This window comes from Intestinibacillus sp. NTUH-41-i26 (genome assembly GCF_032769475.1).
GTDB classification, from domain to species: domain Bacteria; phylum Bacillota; class Clostridia; order Oscillospirales; family Butyricicoccaceae; genus Agathobaculum; species Agathobaculum ammoniilyticum.
This window is the reverse complement of the sequence record NZ_CP136477.1, coordinates 2,396,910-2,414,790: the sequence shown is the minus strand read 5'-3', so window position 1 is coordinate 2,414,790 and position 17,881 is coordinate 2,396,910. Positions and strand designations below refer to the sequence as shown.

Annotated in this window: 16 protein-coding genes and 1 riboswitch; of the genes, 7 read left to right on the top strand and 9 right to left on the bottom strand. The window is 57.3% G+C overall.

The features are described from left to right. Positions 1–12: 12 nt before the first annotated feature. Together RX717_RS12355 and RX717_RS12350 are read right to left on the bottom strand one after the other, a co-directional pair. Positions 13–537 (bottom strand): adenine phosphoribosyltransferase, encoded by a 525-nt coding sequence (locus RX717_RS12355; RefSeq protein WP_316960312.1) that lies wholly within the window; start codon positions 535–537, stop codon positions 13–15. A gap of 264 nt (positions 538–801) precedes the next feature. Next, the gene (locus RX717_RS12350) at positions 802–1,608 is read right to left on the bottom strand and encodes a MerR family transcriptional regulator (protein ID WP_054326387.1); all 807 of its coding nucleotides are present in this window, start codon (positions 1,606–1,608) and stop codon (positions 802–804) included. An 87-nt stretch (positions 1,609–1,695) separates the two neighbouring features. Between RX717_RS12350 and RX717_RS12345 the strand changes: the two genes are divergently transcribed. From RX717_RS12345 to RX717_RS12335, 3 genes are all read left to right on the top strand, one after another. After that, positions 1,696–2,148 carry a hypothetical protein gene (locus RX717_RS12345; protein ID WP_316960678.1) on the top strand — a complete coding sequence of 151 codons (453 nt, stop codon included), beginning with the start codon at positions 1,696–1,698 and terminating at the stop codon, positions 2,146–2,148. After that, complete coding sequence (locus tag RX717_RS12340; protein ID WP_316960311.1) at positions 2,052–2,321, top strand: GNAT family N-acetyltransferase; 270 nt, start codon at positions 2,052–2,054, stop codon at positions 2,319–2,321. Before RX717_RS12345 ends, RX717_RS12340 begins: the two co-directional genes overlap by 97 nt. An 89-nt stretch (positions 2,322–2,410) precedes the next feature. Continuing rightward, positions 2,411–3,073, top strand: coding sequence for a formate/nitrite transporter family protein (locus RX717_RS12335; protein ID WP_147573984.1), 663 nt, complete (start codon positions 2,411–2,413; stop codon positions 3,071–3,073). A 357-nt stretch (positions 3,074–3,430) separates the two neighbouring features. Here the strand turns inward: RX717_RS12335 and ilvD are convergent, their stop codons facing one another. Next, on the bottom strand, positions 3,431–5,146 hold the full coding sequence (gene ilvD, locus RX717_RS12330; RefSeq protein WP_316960310.1) for a dihydroxy-acid dehydratase: 1,716 nt from the start codon (positions 5,144–5,146) through the stop codon (positions 3,431–3,433). A 258-nt stretch (positions 5,147–5,404) separates the two neighbouring features. Between ilvD and RX717_RS12325 the strand changes: the two genes are divergently transcribed. Beyond that, positions 5,405–6,121 carry a FadR/GntR family transcriptional regulator gene (locus tag RX717_RS12325; RefSeq protein WP_054326391.1) on the top strand — a complete coding sequence of 239 codons (717 nt, stop codon included), beginning with the start codon at positions 5,405–5,407 and terminating at the stop codon, positions 6,119–6,121. A 36-nt stretch (positions 6,122–6,157) separates the two neighbouring features. Here RX717_RS12325 and RX717_RS12320 read toward each other — a convergent pair whose 3' ends face one another. The 5 genes from RX717_RS12320 to RX717_RS12300 all read right to left on the bottom strand — a co-directional run bounded on the left by RX717_RS12320 (position 6,158) and on the right by RX717_RS12300 (position 12,507). Then, positions 6,158–6,628, bottom strand: coding sequence for a low molecular weight protein-tyrosine-phosphatase (locus RX717_RS12320; RefSeq protein ID WP_054326392.1), 471 nt, complete (start codon positions 6,626–6,628; stop codon positions 6,158–6,160). A 78-nt stretch (positions 6,629–6,706) separates the two neighbouring features. Then, positions 6,707–7,885, bottom strand: coding sequence for a FeoB small GTPase domain-containing protein (locus RX717_RS12315; protein ID WP_242977927.1), 1,179 nt, complete (start codon positions 7,883–7,885; stop codon positions 6,707–6,709). Next, positions 7,882–8,127 carry a FeoA family protein gene (locus RX717_RS12310; protein ID WP_107631696.1) on the bottom strand — a complete coding sequence of 82 codons (246 nt, stop codon included), beginning with the start codon at positions 8,125–8,127 and terminating at the stop codon, positions 7,882–7,884. Before RX717_RS12310 ends, RX717_RS12315 begins: the two co-directional genes overlap by 4 nt. Before the next feature lie 173 nt (positions 8,128–8,300). Further along, positions 8,301–9,569 (bottom strand): 2-hydroxyacyl-CoA dehydratase, encoded by a 1,269-nt coding sequence (locus RX717_RS12305; RefSeq protein WP_242977929.1) that lies wholly within the window; start codon positions 9,567–9,569, stop codon positions 8,301–8,303. Then, positions 9,544–12,507, bottom strand: coding sequence for an acyl-CoA dehydratase activase (locus tag RX717_RS12300; protein WP_082396829.1), 2,964 nt, complete (start codon positions 12,505–12,507; stop codon positions 9,544–9,546). The genes RX717_RS12305 and RX717_RS12300 overlap by 26 nt, the downstream gene beginning before the upstream one ends. Before the next feature lie 283 nt (positions 12,508–12,790). Next, positions 12,791–12,894, top strand: a riboswitch (SAM riboswitch). Positions 12,895–12,973: 79 nt separating this feature from the next. On the opposite strand from RX717_RS12300, the gene metK reads away from it, so the two are divergent. Further along, entirely contained in the window at positions 12,974–14,158 is a 1,185-nt protein-coding gene (gene metK / locus RX717_RS12295; protein WP_107631697.1) for a methionine adenosyltransferase, read from the top strand. 44 nt (positions 14,159–14,202) lie between these two features. Beyond that, complete coding sequence (locus RX717_RS12290; RefSeq protein ID WP_054326396.1) at positions 14,203–14,808, top strand: sugar O-acetyltransferase; 606 nt, start codon at positions 14,203–14,205, stop codon at positions 14,806–14,808. An 87-nt stretch (positions 14,809–14,895) separates the two neighbouring features. On the opposite strand, the gene RX717_RS12285 is transcribed toward RX717_RS12290, so the two are convergent. After that, the gene (locus RX717_RS12285; protein ID WP_242977986.1) at positions 14,896–16,218 is read right to left on the bottom strand and encodes a collagen-like protein; all 1,323 of its coding nucleotides are present in this window, start codon (positions 16,216–16,218) and stop codon (positions 14,896–14,898) included. 749 nt (positions 16,219–16,967) lie between these two features. Here RX717_RS12285 and RX717_RS12280 point away from each other — a divergent pair. Continuing rightward, positions 16,968–17,849 (top strand): aldose 1-epimerase family protein, encoded by an 882-nt coding sequence (locus RX717_RS12280; protein WP_159068178.1) that lies wholly within the window; start codon positions 16,968–16,970, stop codon positions 17,847–17,849. Positions 17,850–17,881 lie beyond the last annotated feature (32 nt).

Here is a 17,881-nt window from a genome sequence, read left to right as displayed (position 1 = left end):
GGTTTCCCTTTCTTATTTGCCGTCGTAGGATACGACGGTCGCCAGCGGATAGTCTTTCAGACGGTCGCGCCCATGCAGGCCCTTCAGCTCCAGCAGGCAGACGATCTTGACGACCTTTGCGCCGAGCTGCTCCAACAGATGCGCCGCCGCCTCCAGCGTGCCGCCGGTCGCGATCAGGTCGTCGATCAGGACGACACGCATGCCGGGCTTGATATCGTCCTTATGGACCTCGATTGTGGCGGTGCCGTACTCTAGGCTGTAGGTCGCCCCGACTGTCTCGCGGGGCAGCTTGCCCTCCTTGCGGATGGGGATGAACGGCTTGTGCAGTTTGTACGCGATCGGCATACCGAACAGGAAGCCGCGGGATTCCAGACCCGCGACCACATCGAACGGCTCCCCCTCGAGCAGCGCGGCCATCTCGTCGACCGAAAGCTGCAGACCGTCCGCGTTGCCGATGGCGGTGGTGATGTCGCGGAAGATCACGCCCGGTTCGGGAAAATCCGGAATGCTGGTGATATACGGTTCTATTTTGCTCATGCTTCCTCCTTCTTTGGTGCGGGCGGTGCGGCCCGCGGTTTTTGTGGCTGGTTTCCCCCTGACTGCGGCGGACGCGCGCCCGAATGCCACGACCGCGCCGCATACAAATTAATTGTAACAAATCTTTCGCACTTTACAAGAGCTTTATTTGCCGAAATACGACAAGATATCCGTTTTTATTTTTATATGTCCGATTGGGCGGCAGGGGTTGCACAGCGTATGGTTTGTCAGACACATTTTGATTTGATATAATATGTATCAAGTCTAATCTGCAATCTTAATCAGAACCTGCGTCATGTATTCTTTTTCGTTGGCAATCATATAGTCTGTAAGCTCGCGCTCAAAGGAATATCCTGTAAGCTGTAGATTGTGTTCGTTGGCATAATTTAGCATTTTTTTATATAATTCAGGAAGTCTGTCCCATCCACCTTTTAGATAGCCGCACAGATACGCTCCCTTTGGCCTTATCATAAAACCGCTTTGCTTTTTATGTTCCATTATCACCGTATATAAGCCGTCATATTTGTCAAATTGTCCCTCCTGAAGCTTATATAGAGAGATATAGCTCCCTACGCCTGAGCGATACTGTTCTGGCGGCCAGATACTTTGAACATATGTAAAGACTTTGATAAGGTTATCCTCCTCAAATTCATAAGGGACGGTCAACAGATATTCTTTTTTCAGATAAACTATTTCTATATGGATATCGCTGATTTGCTGGCAAAGTAAAAGATGTTCTTTTTTCTGGCTTAGAACAGACTTGACCGCTTTCAGCTTTCGGATTTCCGCATCAATTTCCCGTTGCTTGACAGAAACAATTTCAAGGAATTTCTGTTCGTCAAAGGAATGGATAAATGCTTTGATCTCCGCAATGCTCAGATTGAGTTCTTTCAGCATACGGATATATTCAAAATCTATGCTCTGTGAATAGTCATAATATCGATATCCGTTCTCCCCCTTGTAGCGTGGAGAAAACAAACCGATATAATCGTAATAATGCAACGTCCTTTTATTGACATTGTGTAATTCTGCGAACTGTGCGGTTGTAAGCCGTATGGTTTTATTTTCCATAAATTACCTCGTTGACATTACACTTACTGTATAGTTTATGATAAGTATATGCCAAATGAAAGCAAAAGGAAAGGGGTTTGACCGGATATGGAAAATAACATAAAATTAAGAGAGTTAAAGAAAGAAGATGTACCAGCATTGGAAGATGTGATAAGAAAAACATGGAATTATGACAGATTTGCAACCCCAAAGACAGCTCGTAAGCTTGCAAAAGTCTATCTTGCAACCTGTTTGACAAATCAGACCTATACGCGAGTTGCGGAAGTCAACGGTGTTCCTGTGGGACTGATTTTGGGAAAGGATATAGAAAAACATCACTGTCCGCCGAAATATCGCCTGCGCCAAATATCCGCATTATGCGGATTGCTGATTTCTAAAGAGGGGCGTGAAATACTGAATTTCTATAAGAATGTGGACGATATAGACAACCGGCTCTTAAGACAGTGCAGCAAAACTATAAAGGGGAGCTTGCCCTGTTTGCCCTGTCCCCCGAATATAGAGGGCTTGGGATCGGGAAAATGCTGTTCCGCTGTTTATTAGCCTATATGGAAAGCCGGAGTATTAGCGATTTCTATCTTTATACCGATACAAGCTGTAATTTCGGATTTTATGAGCATCAGGGCATGGTACGCCAACAGCAGTACAAACACCTTGTCCATATGAAAGGACAAAAAGGCGAATTGGAATTTTATCTTTATGACATGGCGGTATAAAATCATAAATTTTGATTTTACCTGAATTTATTTGCTTTCGAAAAGGTTAGCATGAATAAAAAACGAAACAGAGAAAAGGGACGACGGATATGGATAAGAAAACAGGCGGTGCAAGGGCGTATATGGGGATACTGCTGTCCGGCGTTTTGGCCGGCATGATGATCTCGGTTGGCGGGACGGTATATTTATCGGTGGACAGCAAGGTGGTCGGCGCTTCGCTGTTCAGCATCGGATTGTTTTTTGTGGTTTCCATGCGGCTGTGGCTGTATACCGGCAAGATCGGGTATCTGTTCCGCGGCGGACACGACTATGCCGCGAAGCTGCTGCTGACGCTTGCGGGAAATTTTGCGGGCGCATTCGGCACAGCGCTGCTGCTTCGGCAGACGCGCGCAGCGGCAAATCTGGTTGGACGCGCGGCTGAGCTGAGTGCGGTAAAGCTGCAGGACGAGCCGGTCAGCGTTTTTATCCTAGCGGTGTTCTGCGGCGTGCTGATGTACATTGGCGTGAATGGGTTTGGCGTTTTTGAGCTTGCGCTGGGCAAATACGCTGCGGTATTTTTGGCCGTTGCAGTGTTCATCCTTTCCGGCTTTGAGCACTGTGTTGCCAATATGTTTTATTATTCGCTGGCCGGCGTGTGGGACAGCGGGCAGGCGTGGCTGTCCATGGCGGTCATGGTACTGGGTAATTCGGCAGGTTCGGTCGTTGTGGCGGAGGGATACCGCGCCGCACAGAAACTGCAGGACGCGGCATAACTCCACATAATAACACGAAAAAGCGCTTCGACACGCAGGGACCGTGCCGGAGCGCTTTTAAGGATACTATATAGCAGGCCGGCCGTTTTTATAGGACGGAATCGGGACATTGCGGATTGTTTCGAGCGTGTATCAGACGAATAAGTAGGTATAATCACAGTAAGGCTTAAAGTACAAGCCTTGATCGCGATAGTTATAGATAAACTTTTTCAGCATAAATTTGCAGAGCATAGCACGCGGTTCAACGGCTCTTGCGAAGGCTTAGCGAACATTTTAAGCGTGATTAACATTGCCGCGCGGACAGGAAAACCGCCTGCGGCTGGTCGCCGCAGGCGGTTGGGAAAGCCTGTTTGCGCGTTATTTCATGTAACCGCCCTGCATGGGGGATACCGCGTGCTCGGAAAAGATCTTAAGCACGCCGGAGGTGTATTTCGCCGGCTTCGGCTGCCACTTGGCGAGGCGCGTGGCCAGGATTGCCTCCATTTCGGCGGGCGTTTTTTCCTCGCCGTTCACACCGACGATCGCAAGCACGCGCGCGGGGATATCGATGCGGATAAGGTCGCCCTCCTCGACCAGCGCGATCGGGCCGCCGCTGGCCGCCTCGGGCGAAACGTGGCCGATGGACGGGCCGGTGGACGCGCCGGAGAAGCGTCCGTCCGTGATCAGGGCGATCGAGCGACCAAGCTCCTTGTCGGACGAAATCGCCTCCGAGGTGTAGAACATTTCAGGCATGCCGGAGCCCTTGGGGCCTTCGTAGCGGATGAACACCGCGTCTCCGGGCTGGATTTTGTGGGTCAGGACCGCGTCGATCGCCTCTTCCTCGCTGTCGAATGGGCGGGCGCGCAGCGTCGCCTGGAACATCTCCTTGGGGCAGGCCGTATGCTTGATGACCGCCCCTTCGGGCGCGAGGTTGCCCTTAAGAATCGCGATCGCGCCGTCCGTGCCGATCGCCTTGTCAAATGGGCGAATAACGTCGTCGCGGGTCACGCCGTGCGCGGCGCAGTATTCGTCGCACTTGTCATAGAAGCCGTTGGCGCGCAGCTCTTCCAGGTTTTCGCCCAGCGTTTTGCCGGTGACGGTCATCGCGTCGAGGTGCAGCATGGACTTGATCTCCTCCATGATGCGCGGCACGCCGCCCGCGTAATAGAAATACTGCGCCGGCCACTTGCCCGCCGGACGGATATCGAGCAGATAATGCGCGCCGCGGTGCATGCGGTCAAACAGCTCGGCATCCAGCTCGATGCCGAACTCATGCGCAATCGCAGGCATATGGATGAGCGAGTTGGTGGAGCCGGAGATCGCCGCATGCACCATGATGGCGTTCTCGAACGACTCGCGCGTGACGATATCGCGCGGCTTGAGACCGGCTTGCGCAAGACGCATGACCTGCTCGCCCGCGCGGCGCGCAACGTCGCGCAGGTCCTCGCAGGTGGCGGGCATGAGCGCCGAACCGGGCAGCATCAGGCCGAGCGCCTCGCCCATGACCTGCATGGTGGAGGCGGTACCCATGAACGAGCACGCGCCGCAGGAGGGGCAGGCGTGCTGCTTGTAATAGGTGAGCTGTTCCTCGGTGATCTCGCCGCGCTGGCACATGGCGCTGTATTTGCCGATCTGTTCGAGCGTCAGCAGGTCGGGACCCGCGTCCATGACGCCGCCCGTGACCAGGATGGAAGGCATATTGACGCGGCCGATCCCCATCAGGTGCGCGGGTACCGCCTTGTCACAGGAGGCCACAAAAATACCGCCGTCAAACGGCGTCGCGCCCGCGTGTATCTCGATCATGCTGCAGATCGTGTCACGCGAGGCGAGCGAATAGTTGATGCCGTCATGCCCCTGCGCCATACCGTCGCAGATATCCGTGGCAAAATAGCGGGCGGGCTGGCCGCCCGCCTGCTTGACGCCATCCGCCGCGCGGTCAACCAGCTCAAGCAGATGAGCGCTGCCCGGGTGGCTGTCGCCGAATGTGCTCTCGATCATGATCTGGGGCTTGGACAGATCCTCCACCGTCCAGCCCATGCCCATGCGCAGCGGGTCCTGCTCCGGCGCGAGCTTGCGAATCTCCTGACTTATCATACCAGTTCCGCTCCTTTTCTCTCAAACGTGTTTTGCCTGATTGTTTTACGCACCCATCAAATTCATCTGATGACTTTAAGCTTATTATAGACGCTTCCAGTAGGACAAGTCAATAATAAAACAAAAAATCGGGAAAATAACACAAACAAAAAATAAAGAAGATGGAATATATCTGATGATTTGGGGAGGAAATGCTGGGAAGTGCTTGCGCGCGCCGGTTGGTTGGGATACAATAGAGACAGGAAAGGAGGCGGCACCATGGCGGAGGATAACCGGTCGCTGGCCGGCCAGACAGCGGACGCGCTGATCGCATATATCGTGGACAGAGGGCTGGAGCAGGGGGACCGGCTGCCCAACGAAAGGGAACTGTCCGGCCTGCTGGGAGTGGGGCGCAGCACGCTGCGGGAAGCGGTGCGCATGCTGTCCTCGCGCAATATCCTGGAGGCGCGGCAGGGGGCGGGGGTGTTCGTCAGCGGGAACACCGGCGTATCGGACGATCCGCTGGGCTTCACTTTTATCCGTGATAAACAGAAGCTGGCTGCCGACTTGGTGGAGTTCCGCATGATGCTCGAGCCCCGTGTTGCCGCGTTGGCCGCGCTGCGCGCTACCCCCGCGCAGGCGGACGAGCTGGCCGCGCTGGCGCTGGCCGTCGAGCAGCGGTATGCTGCCGGCGCGCGGCACACGCAGGAGGACGCCGCGTTCCATGCCAAGCTCGGCGAGCTGAGCGGCAATGTGGTGATTCCGAATCTGGAGCCGATCATTCTGGGGGCGATCGATCTGTTTATCGACCTGACGGACGCACGCCTGAAGGAAGAAACGATCAGCTCGCATCGTGCCATCGTGGAGGCTGTCCGTGCAAACGACCCGATTGCCGCAGAGGATGCAATGACGCTGCACCTGGTCTATAACCGGAACCGCCTGCGCGGGCTGCTGGCACGGGATGGGCAAACAGGGGATACAAAAGAGCGGCGGTAAGTTTTTACCGCCGCTCTTTGGCTGGCGTGGGTGTGGTTATAGAGGTCCCGTCTGCGCGCTGAAGCATGTCTGGAGCAGGGCGGTGCAGCCGGCTGTGATATCCAGCCAGGTCTGCTCAAAGTCGCGGGTGTACCAGGGATCGGCAACATCGCGGGGCTGGGCGGTGAAATCAAGCAGCAGGCACAGTTTATGGTCAGGATCGCTGCCGCAGATGCGGCGCATCGCCTCGAGGTTGCGGCGGTCCATGCCGATCAGAAGGTCGTAGGTCTGGTAGTCCGCCGCCTGCAGCAGGCGGGCGGTTTTTCCGTCACATCGTATCCCGTGCTCGGCCAGCTTGCGGCGCGCTAGCGGGTAGACGGGATTGCCGAGCTCCTCCGCACTCACAGCGGCGGAAGCGACTTGCGCGCAGCCGGACAGGCCGGCGCGCTGCAGCAGGTCGTTCATTACGAACTCGGCCATGGGGCTGCGGCAGATATTGCCGTGGCACACGAATAATATTTTTGTCATTCTTTATAACTCCTGAGATCTGATTAAAGGCCTTGAACCTCTTTGTTAAGTGCAGATATTGCTAACTTTTTGTTATAATCAAATATACGCGATGGCGCCGCGCCTGTCAAGCGGCTGCGGCCGCATACACTTTTTCCATAAGCACATGCTTAGGCTTTGCTTGCCGCAGGCGTGCGCCCGCTGGAACGCATGGTCGAGCTGGAAGGCCACGCGCGGCAGATAGCCGGCATCCTCCAGCAGCGTGAACAATGGGAAGAAGATCGCCATGGGCGGCAGCATGACAGATACGACGGTCGCCAGCACGCGCCATACGCCATCGGCCAGCATGGAAACAACAAAGGGAGGAAGCCCGAGCGCGGACAAGCCGGCCGCGATCGGCGCGGTCAGGCCCAGCAGGTGCGTGCCGAGCCATTCGCTTGGCACATTTGCGCCGAACAGGGTGATATAAAAGACCAGGGCGAGCAGGAGGAGCATGAGCGGGATTCCCAGGCGGCGGCTCATCAGGATGCGGTCGAGCTGCCGGTCGCGGGCGCAGGCAGCCTCCGGTACCTGGACACAGGTGAGGGCGATCTCCTCCGCGCGCAGCGCGGCCGCGGCGGTTACCATGTCGTCGAATTGCTGTCCGGTCAGGCCGCCGGGCGGGTGCAGCGCGAGCGTGGCAAGCGCTTCGCCGCGTGTACCGCCCACCCGCTGCAGCGCGTTTTCGATCACATCCGGATAGCGGATCGCAGCGACCGGACCGGACGAATCGTTTTCCAGCACGCAGCATACCGCCTGCGTGAGCTGCGGCAGGCCGCGTCCGCGCCGCGCAGCGCAGGGGACGACTGGAATGCCCAGCTCGCGCTGCAGGGCTTCGGTGTTGATTCGGATACGCTTTTTGCGCGCTTCATCCATCAGATTGAGGCAGAGTACGGCGTTCGGCATGACCTCGAGTACCTGCAGGACCAAAATCAGATTGCGTTCCAGGCAGGTCGCGTCCGCAACAAGGATGGCTGCGTCCGCATCGCCGGAGGCGAGGAAATCGCGGGCAACGCGCTCCTCAGAGGAGCGGGCGCGCAGGGAATAAGTACCGGGCAGGTCGACCAGCGTCAGGCCTGTATCGCCGCAGCGCATCACGCCGTATGCGTTTGCAACGGTTTTGCCGCTCCAGTTCCCAGTGTGCTGGCGGCTGCCGGTGAGCGCGTTGAACACCGTCGATTTGCCTACGTTCGGGTTGCCGGCCAGCGCGACCACCGGCGCTCCGGTGCGCTGCCTCAAGGGACCACCCCGACTTCGATCTGTGCGGCGTCGCTTTTCCGCAGGGCGATGACCGCGCCGCGGATCAGGTAGGCGGTGGGATCACCCGCGGCGGCGCGCTGTATGCAGGTCACCCGCGTCCCGTCAACCAGGCCGAGATCCTGCAGGCGGCGGCGCATTCCGCCCGAGAGGTGTAACGTGCGCACGCGCGCGCCCATCCCTTCCGGCAGGTCGGGCAGCGGGAAAAAGGTTTCATGGTTCATGCTATCATTCCCTATTTAGGATTTGGCCGCGCTTTCCGCAGGGAAAGGGCGGTTACTTCATGCTATGCGGCGGGGGGGCGGCGTGACATCCGGAGCGCGGCAAAACCCCGCGCCGCAGCGGAGCGCAAAAAAGAAAAACGCCGCGTCAGCGGCATTTTTCGGTCGTATCAGGGTTATTCGGCGGAGGATAGCATCAGCTTGATGCGGTTCTCTTGGTTTATTTTTGACGCGCCGGGGTCGTAATCGACCGCGACGATGTTCGCCTGCGGATACAGTTCTCGGATTTTTCGGATCATCCCTTTGCCGGCAATGTGGTTGGGCAGGCAGCCGAACGGCTGGGTGCAAACGATATTGGTCACGCCCTCGGTAATCAACTCGACCATCTCGGCGGGCAGCAGCCAGCCTTCGCCCATTTTTACGCCCGGCCCGATGATGTCGAGCGCTTTTTTGCGCACCTCTTCAAACGGCATGGGCGGGCGGAAGTTGCCGTCCCGCTTCATCAGGCGGATGATATCCGCCTGCTTGCTGAGCAGGAACTGGTAAATCACCTTATAGGTCGCGGCGCGCGCCCCCGAGCGGCCGTATAGCTCATGGTCGATGACCGAGTTGTAGACTGAGTACATACAGAAGTCCATCAGACCGGGGAGGACAGGCTCGCAGCCCTCGGAGAGCAAAAACGCTTCCAATTGGTTGTTGCCGAGCGGGGAGAATTTGACATAAATCTCGCCCACGATGCCGACCATCTTCTTTTTTTGCGATTTGTCCAGCTTGATCTTGCCGAAAACCTGCAGCACATACCGGTACAGGTGCTTGACTTCGCCGTAGCGGATGATGCGGTCGCTGGTAAAGCGCGAGGTGACCGCGCTCATGCAGATGTCGATCGCCTTATCGGTCGAGCCGGGAACGCATTCATAAGGGCGGCACTGGTTGGCGACCATCATGATCAGATCGCCGATCAGCAGCGCGTAGGCGATCTGCATGACCATAGTTTTGGTCAGCTTGAAGCCGGGGTTGATGTCCGCCTCGAGTCCAGCGAAGTTGAGCGATATGACGGGAATAAACCCGTATCCGTTTTTATCCAGCGCCTTACGCAGCAAATGGATATAGTTGGAGGCGCGGCAGCCGCCGCCCGTCTGCGGTAGAATGAGCGCGACCTTATGGATGTCATACTTGCCGGATTCGATCGCGTCCAGCAGCTGGCCGATGACCAGCAGGGCCGGATAGCAGGTGTCGTTATGCACGTTGCGCAGACCCTGCTCCGCGATGTTCGGGCCTTCGGTATGCAGCAGCTCCATGTTGTAGCCGTAGTTTTTCATCAGGCGGCACATCAAGCCGAGCTGGACTGGCAGCATGTTGGGTACCAGGATGGTATAATCCTTGCGCATTTCCTCAGTGAACCGCGGCCGCTCCGGAGGGTTAGCTGATATGTTGTTGTTCTGCAAGCTTTCTGCCCTCCTCTACTGCGGCCAGCATGCTGCGGATGCGGATTTTGGCCGCGCCCAGGTTGCTGATCTCGTCAATTTTAAGCTGTGTATAGATTTTGCCGCCGTCTTCACAAATAGCGCGCATTTCGTCCGTTGTGATCGCATCGATGCCGCAGCCGAACGATACGAGCTGGATGAGCTGCGCGTTTTCCTTGCGTGTGACATACTTCGCCGCGCCGTACATGCGGGAATGGTAGGTCCACTGGTTGAGCACATGGACCTCCGGTACCTTGGCAAGCTGCCAGACCGCGTCCTCGGACACGATAACCATGTTGAATGAAGCAATGAGCTGGTCGATGCCGTGGTTGATCTCAGGATCGACGTGGTACGGCCGGCCTGCGATGACCGCGATATCCAGCCCGTGCGTGTCCGCGTAGGCGATGGCCTTCTGCCCCTCGATGCGGATCTGTGCATAATAGTCCGCCAGCGCCTGATACGCGGCCTGGGACGCAGCGGCCACCTGCTTTTTCTTCAGTCTGGGGTATTTCCCGCAAAAGTACTTGACCGCCTGCTGGACAAAGCGCTTGGGTTCGGTCAGTTCAAAATACGGCATCATAAAGTCAAAGTCCTGCAGCGCGCTCACGTTGGCCTTGAGCAGCTCGGGATAATAGGCCACAACCGGACAGTTGTAGCAGTTGGTGGCGCGGCCCTCGTCGATGTTATAGGTCATGCAGGGATAGAAAATCGCGTCCACACCCTTGTCGAGCAGGTTTTCGATATGCCCGTGCATCAGCTTGGCCGGATAGCAGACCGTGTCCGACGGGATGGAGTGCTGCCCGCGCATATACATATCGCGCGTGGATACGTCGGACAGTACGGTTTCAAAGCCGAGCGCGCGCAGGAACGTGGTCCAGAACGGCAGCAGCTCATACATATTCAGGCCGAACGGGATGCCGATTGTGCCATTCGGCATGGGCTTACCGCTCGGCTCGCCCATGCTCTTGAGCTTTTCGAGCTTCCATTTATACAGGTTGGGCAGCTCGGCCTTCTTTGTGCCGCCGAGCGGCCGTTCGCAGCGGTTGCCCGAGATGAACCGCCGCCCGCCGCCGAAATCGTTGACCGTCAGGCTGCAGTGGTTCTCGCACAGGCCGCAGCGCGCGGATTTGACCGTGTGGCGGAAATGGGAAAGCACGTCCATGCCAATCAGCGTGGTTTTAGCGGGACGGTTGTCCTTGGCGTGCAGCGCGGCGCCGTATGCGCCCATCAGGCCGGAGATCGCGGGACGGGTCACGTCGCGGCCGATCTCCTGCTCGAACGAGCGTAGGATGGCGTCGTTGAGGAAGGTGCCGCCCTGCACCACGATGTGCTGGCCGAGGTCATCCGGCGAGTGAGCGCGGATGACCTTGTACAGCGCGTTTTTGACGACCGAAACCGACAGGCCGGCCGAGATCGCGTCGATGCCCGCGCCGTCCTTCTGCGCCTGCTTGACCGACGAGTTCATGAATACCGTGCAGCGCGAGCCAAGGTCGATCGGGTGCTGGGCGAACAGGCCGAGCTTGCAGAATTCCTCGATTGAATAGCCCATCGAGCGGGCAAAGGTTTCGATGAACGAGCCGCAGCCGGACGAGCAGGCCTCGTTGAGCGAAATATTATCAATGCATTTGTTGCGGATCTTGAAGCATTTGATATCCTGCCCGCCGATATCGATGATGAAGTCCACGTCCGGACAGAAGTGGCGCGCCGCGCGGAAGTGCGCGACCGTTTCGACCAGGCCGAAATCCACGCCGAAGGCGTTCTGGATGAGCGCCTCGCCGTAGCCCGTGACTGCGCTGGACACGATATGCACGCGGTCGCCGCACAGCTCATAGAGCTTGGTGAGCTGCTCGCGGATCACGTCGGCCGGATTGCCCTTATTGGACTGGTAATGGTGGAACAGGATCTGATGGTCTTCACCGATTAATACCAATTTGGTAGTTGTTGAACCGCAATCGATGCCCAGATAAGCGTCGCCCTGATAAACGGTCACGTTTTCCGTCATTACGTCGTGTACCCCGTGGCGGCGCTTGAAGGCCTGGTATTGCTCGTCGTTTTCAAACAGCGGCGGCAAGTATTGGGCCACCAGAGGCGCGGCCGCGGCCTTTTCCAGCGCTTCCAGCAGGGAATCGACGGAATAGGTGGAGCGGGTGTCTTTGGCATATTCCGCCGCGCCCGCCGCGATAGCATAGGGGGCGAGCGCCGGAAAATGCGCATGGTCGTCGTCGAGCTGCAGGGTTTTCTGGAATTGTCGCTGCAGGCATTTGAAAAAAAACAGCGGACCGCCGAGGAAGAGGACGTCCCCCTTGATCTCGCGCCCCTGCGCAAGCCCCGCGACCGTCTGGTTAACGACCGCCTGGAAAATGGAGGCGGCAACATCCTCCTTGCGTGCGCCCTCATTGAGCAGCGGCTGGATATCCGACTTGGCGAACACACCGCAGCGGGAAGCGATAGTATAGATACGCTCCGCGCCCTGCGCCAGTTCGTCCAGTTCGGTGGGCGTCACGTCAAGCAGGATCGCCATTTGGTCGATGAAAGCGCCCGTGCCGCCGGCGCAGGAGCCGTTCATGCGCTCCTCCAGCTGGCCGGTCAGGAAAACGATCTTCGCATCCTCGCCGCCCAGCTCGATAACCACGTCGGCCTGCGGGACATGGACGCCGACCGCCTTGCGGGTGGCGAATACCTCCTGCACAAAGTCGATACCCGACGCCTTGGCAACGCCGAGGCCAGCCGAGCCGGTGATCGCGCAGTGGATAACGGCGTCCTCACCGATCAGGCTGCGGGCATTTGTCACAAGCTCGACAGCCTTTTCGCGCACCTTGGAAAAGTGGCGCTCATAATGTTTGTGGATAATCTCCCCATCGCGCACGACAACGATCTTAACGGTCGTCGAGCCGATGTCGATTCCTACGTTTACATTCATAAGTATCCTTTTTCTCCCGTGTAAAAAACAATGCGCCGCAAGACGCATGGAAAATTGCGGCAAGATGCGTTCTGCGTTGCAGAAAACAGGGGTTTTCGCTGGGAAATGCTTTCCTGAACTGGTATAAATGGGGGAAAGCCGCCGCAAGACCGCAATCTTACTTATTTAATATATACGCGCATGGGAGAAATGTCAATCCACTGTAAAGGTGCGGGGCTGCCGAAAATACGCCTTGACAAAGCGCGTATTTTTATATAAAATAGACTGCGTAAATGAATAAATTTCCTTATCGAGAGCGGTGGAGGGAACGGCCCTGTGAAACCCGGCAACCTGCGCAAATCCATGCGTAAGGTGCCAAATCCGGCGTATGAACACGAAAGATGAGGGGGCAAAACGCACTTTTCGCTCCCAAAAGGGAGCGTTTTTTGTTGCTCTCCCGAAAAATGCAGAAAGGAATAAAATCGCTATGGCACATCATTTTTTTACATCGGAATCCGTCACGGAGGGGCATCCGGACAAGATCTGCGACCAGATTTCGGACGCAATCCTTAACGAAATCTTAACGAGCGACCCGTACGCGCGCGTGGCCTGCGAAACGACCTGCACGACCGGCATGGTACAGGTCATGGGCGAGATCTCCACGACCTGCTATGTGGATATCCCCAGGGTCGTGCGCGACACGATTCGGGAGATCGGCTACGACCGCGCCAAGTACGGCTTTGACTGCGACACCTGCGCGGTGCTGACCTCGATCGATGAGCAGTCGCCCGACATCGCTCTGGGCGTGGATAGCTCGCTGGAGCGCAAAGCGGGCGCGGCTGACGCGGACCTCGCCATCGGCGCGGGCGACCAGGGCATGATGTTCGGCTACGCGTGCGATGAAACACCCGAGCTGATGCCGCTGCCCATCTCGCTGGCGCATAAGCTGGCCAAGCGTCTGGCCGAGGTGCGCAAGAACGGCATGTTCGACTACCTCCGGCCGGATGGCAAAAGCCAGGTCACGGTCGAATATGATGAAGATGGGCAGCCGGTGCGGGTCGATACCGTTGTGCTTTCCACCCAGCACAGCCCCGAGGTGTCCCTCCAGCAAATCCGCAAGGACATGGTTGAGCAGGTGATCCGTCCGGTCATCCCGAGTCATCTGCTGGATGAAAACACCAGATACTATATCAACCCGACTGGCCGCTTTGTCATCGGCGGCCCGCAGGGAGACTCCGGCCTGACCGGACGGAAGATCATCGTCGATACCTACGGCGGCATCGGCAGGCACGGCGGCGGCGCGTTCTCCGGCAAGGACCCGACCAAGGTGGACCGTTCCGCGGCGTATGCCGCGCGCTGGGTAGCGAAGAATATCGTCGCAGCGGGGCTGGCGCGGCGCTGCGAGCTACAGTTGGCCTATGCGATCGGCGTAGCGGAGCCGGTATCCATCATGGTGGAAACGTTCGGAACGGGTGTGGTTGACGAGGGCCGGCTGGCCGAGGCCGTGCGCCGCGTGTTCGACCTGCGTCCGGCGGCACTGATCGAAACGCTTGACCTGCGCCGGCCGATCTACAAGCAGCTCGCCGCCTATGGCCACATGGGGCGCGAGGAGCTGGGCGTCAAGTGGGAGCAGACCGATAAGGTGGAGGAGCTGAAAAAGGCGCTCGACTGAACGGGCGGCCGCAGACAAAAGGACTGTTTTGGAGGCGGTAACAGATGACGGAAGAGGAAAAGATTTTTGCGGGCAAGCTGTTCGACGCGCGTACTAGGGAACTGCGGGATATCAAGCATAAGGCGCATATCCTGTGCCAGCGGTTCAATCAGATGGACGAGTATGATGCGGCGCGGCTGCCAGTCGTGCGTGAGTTTATCGGCGCGATCGGGGAAAAATATTATTTTCAGGGGCCGATTCAGTTCAACTATGGTTCGCATACCTTTATTGGGGAAAACTTTTTCTGCAATTTTAACCTAACCGTGATGGATGACGCGCGCATTTATATCGGCGATAATGTGATGCTTGGACCGAACGTTTCACTCATGGCGACCAACCACCCGCTGATTGCAGCGGAACGTACCAGCATGCGCTATCCGGATGGGCATGTTTCCATGTCCGAATATGCAGAAGATATCCATATTGGAAACGATGTTTGGATCGCAGCGAACGCTGTGGTGCTGGGCGGTGTGACGATTGGTGATGGAGCGGTCATCGGCGCGGGCAGTGTGGTGACAAAGGATATTCCAGCGGGCTACCTTGCTGTCGGCGTGCCGTGCAGACCGCTGCGCCCCATCACCGAAGCGGACTCCAAGATGGAACTGCTTTAGTAGGAAAAACAAAAAGCTCTGCCAACATACTGGCAGAGCTTTTTGTTTCAACCAGTAGAGCCGCCTGATTTCACGGCTCTACTTGCCTTACTTAAAAGATACGCCTGTATATAGCCAGTCAACGCAAATCGAAGTGCGGCTTCCATTCAGCGAACAGAAGGTGCGTACTACACACATGGACCACAGGCCGGTAGATGGGTTCTGAATCCGAATGTTCATCCAGTGCATTTCGCGAGAGTGGCTGAAAAGCGTATCGTCCAGCACCATACGCGTAGTAATGGTCGTATTGTCATTCGTTTGAATATCAAATACACCTCCGTCGTAGATGCTGACGCGGCGTATATCTGCCAGCACTGAAGTGCCGGTCTCTTTTGGGCGGATCGATAACCGTATTGCATCGGCTGAAACATACTCCGCTGACAAAGTTAGCGCGTCAAGAGGAACTTCCGTCGTACTGCCGGCTTTGGACAGGTCGGCATTATACGTGATGGAGGTGCCACGCAAATTGGGGCTCACAATATCCTGCGCGGAGGTTTTAAAACGCAATTTATAAGAGGTGACGGTGTCCTCTGCTATTTCAATGGCTGGTGCAGGACCGGTATCGCCCTTTTCACCAGCCTCGCCCTTTGCGCCCTGCGGACCGGCAGGGCCGGCGGGGAGGACGAAATCCAGAGATATGCCGGTATCGGTTTCATTTGCCAAAACGCCCGCTGTATCACCGGCAGTTACCGTTCCAACGGTTACGGTGGGCGTAGCACCGGTTGCGCCTTGCGGACCGGTATCGCCCTTTTCACCAGCCTCACCTTTTACGCCCTGCGGACCGGCAGGGCCGGCGGGAAGGACGAAATCCAGAGATATGCCGGTGTCGGTCTCATTTGCCAAAACGCCCGCTGTATCACCGGCAGTTACCGTTCCAACGGTTACGGTGGGCGTAGCACCGGTTGCGCCTTGCGGACCGGTATCGCCCTTTTCACCAGCCTCACCCTTTGCGCCCTGTGGACCGGCAGGGCCGGCGGGGAGGACGAAATCCAGAGATATGCCGGTATCGGTCTCATTTGCCAAAACGCCCGCTGTATCACCGGCAGTTACCGTTCCAACGGTTACGGTGGGCGTAGCGCCGGTTGCGCCCTGCGGACCGGTATCGCCCTTTTCACCAGCCTCACCCTTTGCGCCCTGTGGACCGGCAGGGCCGGCGGGAAGGACGAAATCCAGAGATATGCCGGTGTCGGTCTCATTTGCCAAAACGCCCGCTGTATCACCGGCAGTTACCGTTCCAACGGTTACGGTGGGCGTAGCACCGGTTGCGCCCTGCGGACCGGTATCACCCTTTTCGCCCTGTAGCCCTCGCTCGCCCTGTGGACCCTGTTCACCTTGCGGCCCTTGTTCGCCTTGCGGACCGGGACAGCCCATATCCCCTTGCGGGCCTTGTGGGCCTCTTTCCCCAGCAAAGCCTTGTTCACCCATCGGGCCTTGTTCTCCGGCTGGCCCACGTTCGCCAGGTTCACCTTTATCCCCTTTGGGGCCTGCTGGCCCTACAGGACCGGCGTCTCCTTTCGGGCCGGCCGGACCCCTGTCACCCTGCGGGCCCATGGGACCCCGGATTGCCGCGCGGCCCCTGCGGTCCGACAGCACCTGGATCACCCTTTGGCCCCATATCACCACGGACACCTTGTGGCCCTCGCGGCCCTTGAAGCCCCATCATTCCTCTTGGACCAACAGGACCAGGGCAGCCCATTTCACCCTTTTCACCGCGGGCTCCCTGAGGTCCGCGTTCCCCCCGTGGCCCCTGTGGTCCTTGCGGCCCCTGCGGACCTTGTGGCCCCGGAATGAAATGATCTTCGCTTGACATGGAGGGGCAGCAGGATTTATATCCATAACAATTCATAATAGTCAACCTTCGCTTGAATAGATTCTCAGACTTGGAGGTAACCATATTATGCGTACGGCATTTTATTCTGGAGAACAACGCGCCTCCAAGCATTATCATTCTATTCCGGCCCTGACAGCTTTGCTCTCCCATTCTGTTTGCTGATAACACCGCAATTCAGCCTATTCGGCCCATGGGCTCATAAATGTGCGGATACGCGCGGGTGCGTATTGACTTTCCTTCATAAAAGAGGTACGCTGATGGTATTCAACCATCGGGAAGGAGAATGAATATGCAGGTATTGGAAAACAAACGGTTCAAGGTGACGGTTAACGAAATGGGCGCGGAGCTGACCAGCTTTTATAGCAAAAAGGACGGTACGGAATATATCTGGCAGGCCGATCCGGCTGCATGGAAGCGCCATGCGCCGATCCTGTTCCCAATTGTGGGGCGGCTCAAGGATAAGACCTATACAGTCAGCGGTACGGCGTATGAAATCACACAGCATGGCTTTGGCCGCGATCTGGAATGGCGTGCGAACCGCGTGGGCGATACCTGCGTGGAGTTCCTGCTGCAACAGAGCGAATATACGAAAAAAATGTATCCGTGGGACTTTGCCTGTACGGTGCGCTATACGCTGGAGGGCGCGACGCTGAAAAAGGAGCATGCGGTCCGCAACCAAAGTGATACGCCGATGTACTACGAGGTCGGTGGGCATGACGCCTATACGTTGTGCTGGAAGACGGGGGAGCAGATCACGGATTACGCTGTGGAATTCGAAGGGGTGCAGGCGCTGCATCCGGTAATCACGGATGAAAACGTAATGCTGAGCAGGGAGCATGGCGACCTGCCGCTCGTGGACGGCTGTCTGCCAATCGGCAGGGAGACATTCCGCGCGGACGCGATGATCCTGGATGATTTGCCGGTACGGCGCGCCTCGATTGTTTGCCGGAAAAATGACAAGCGGGTGACCATGGACTTTTCGGACTTTCCGTACTTTGCACTATGGAGCCCTTATAAGGATTTTGACGTGCCGTTTGTCTGCCTTGAGCCCTGGAGTACCCTGCCGGATGGCGGCTATCTGGATCACGCGATCGAAAACAAGGTGGGCGTGCGCGTCCTGCAGCCCGGGCAGGAAGAAACGCTTTCGTTCTCCACAACAATAACCGACTGAGGCGGAGCGGCATGAGTGCTGCGCGTGCAGGC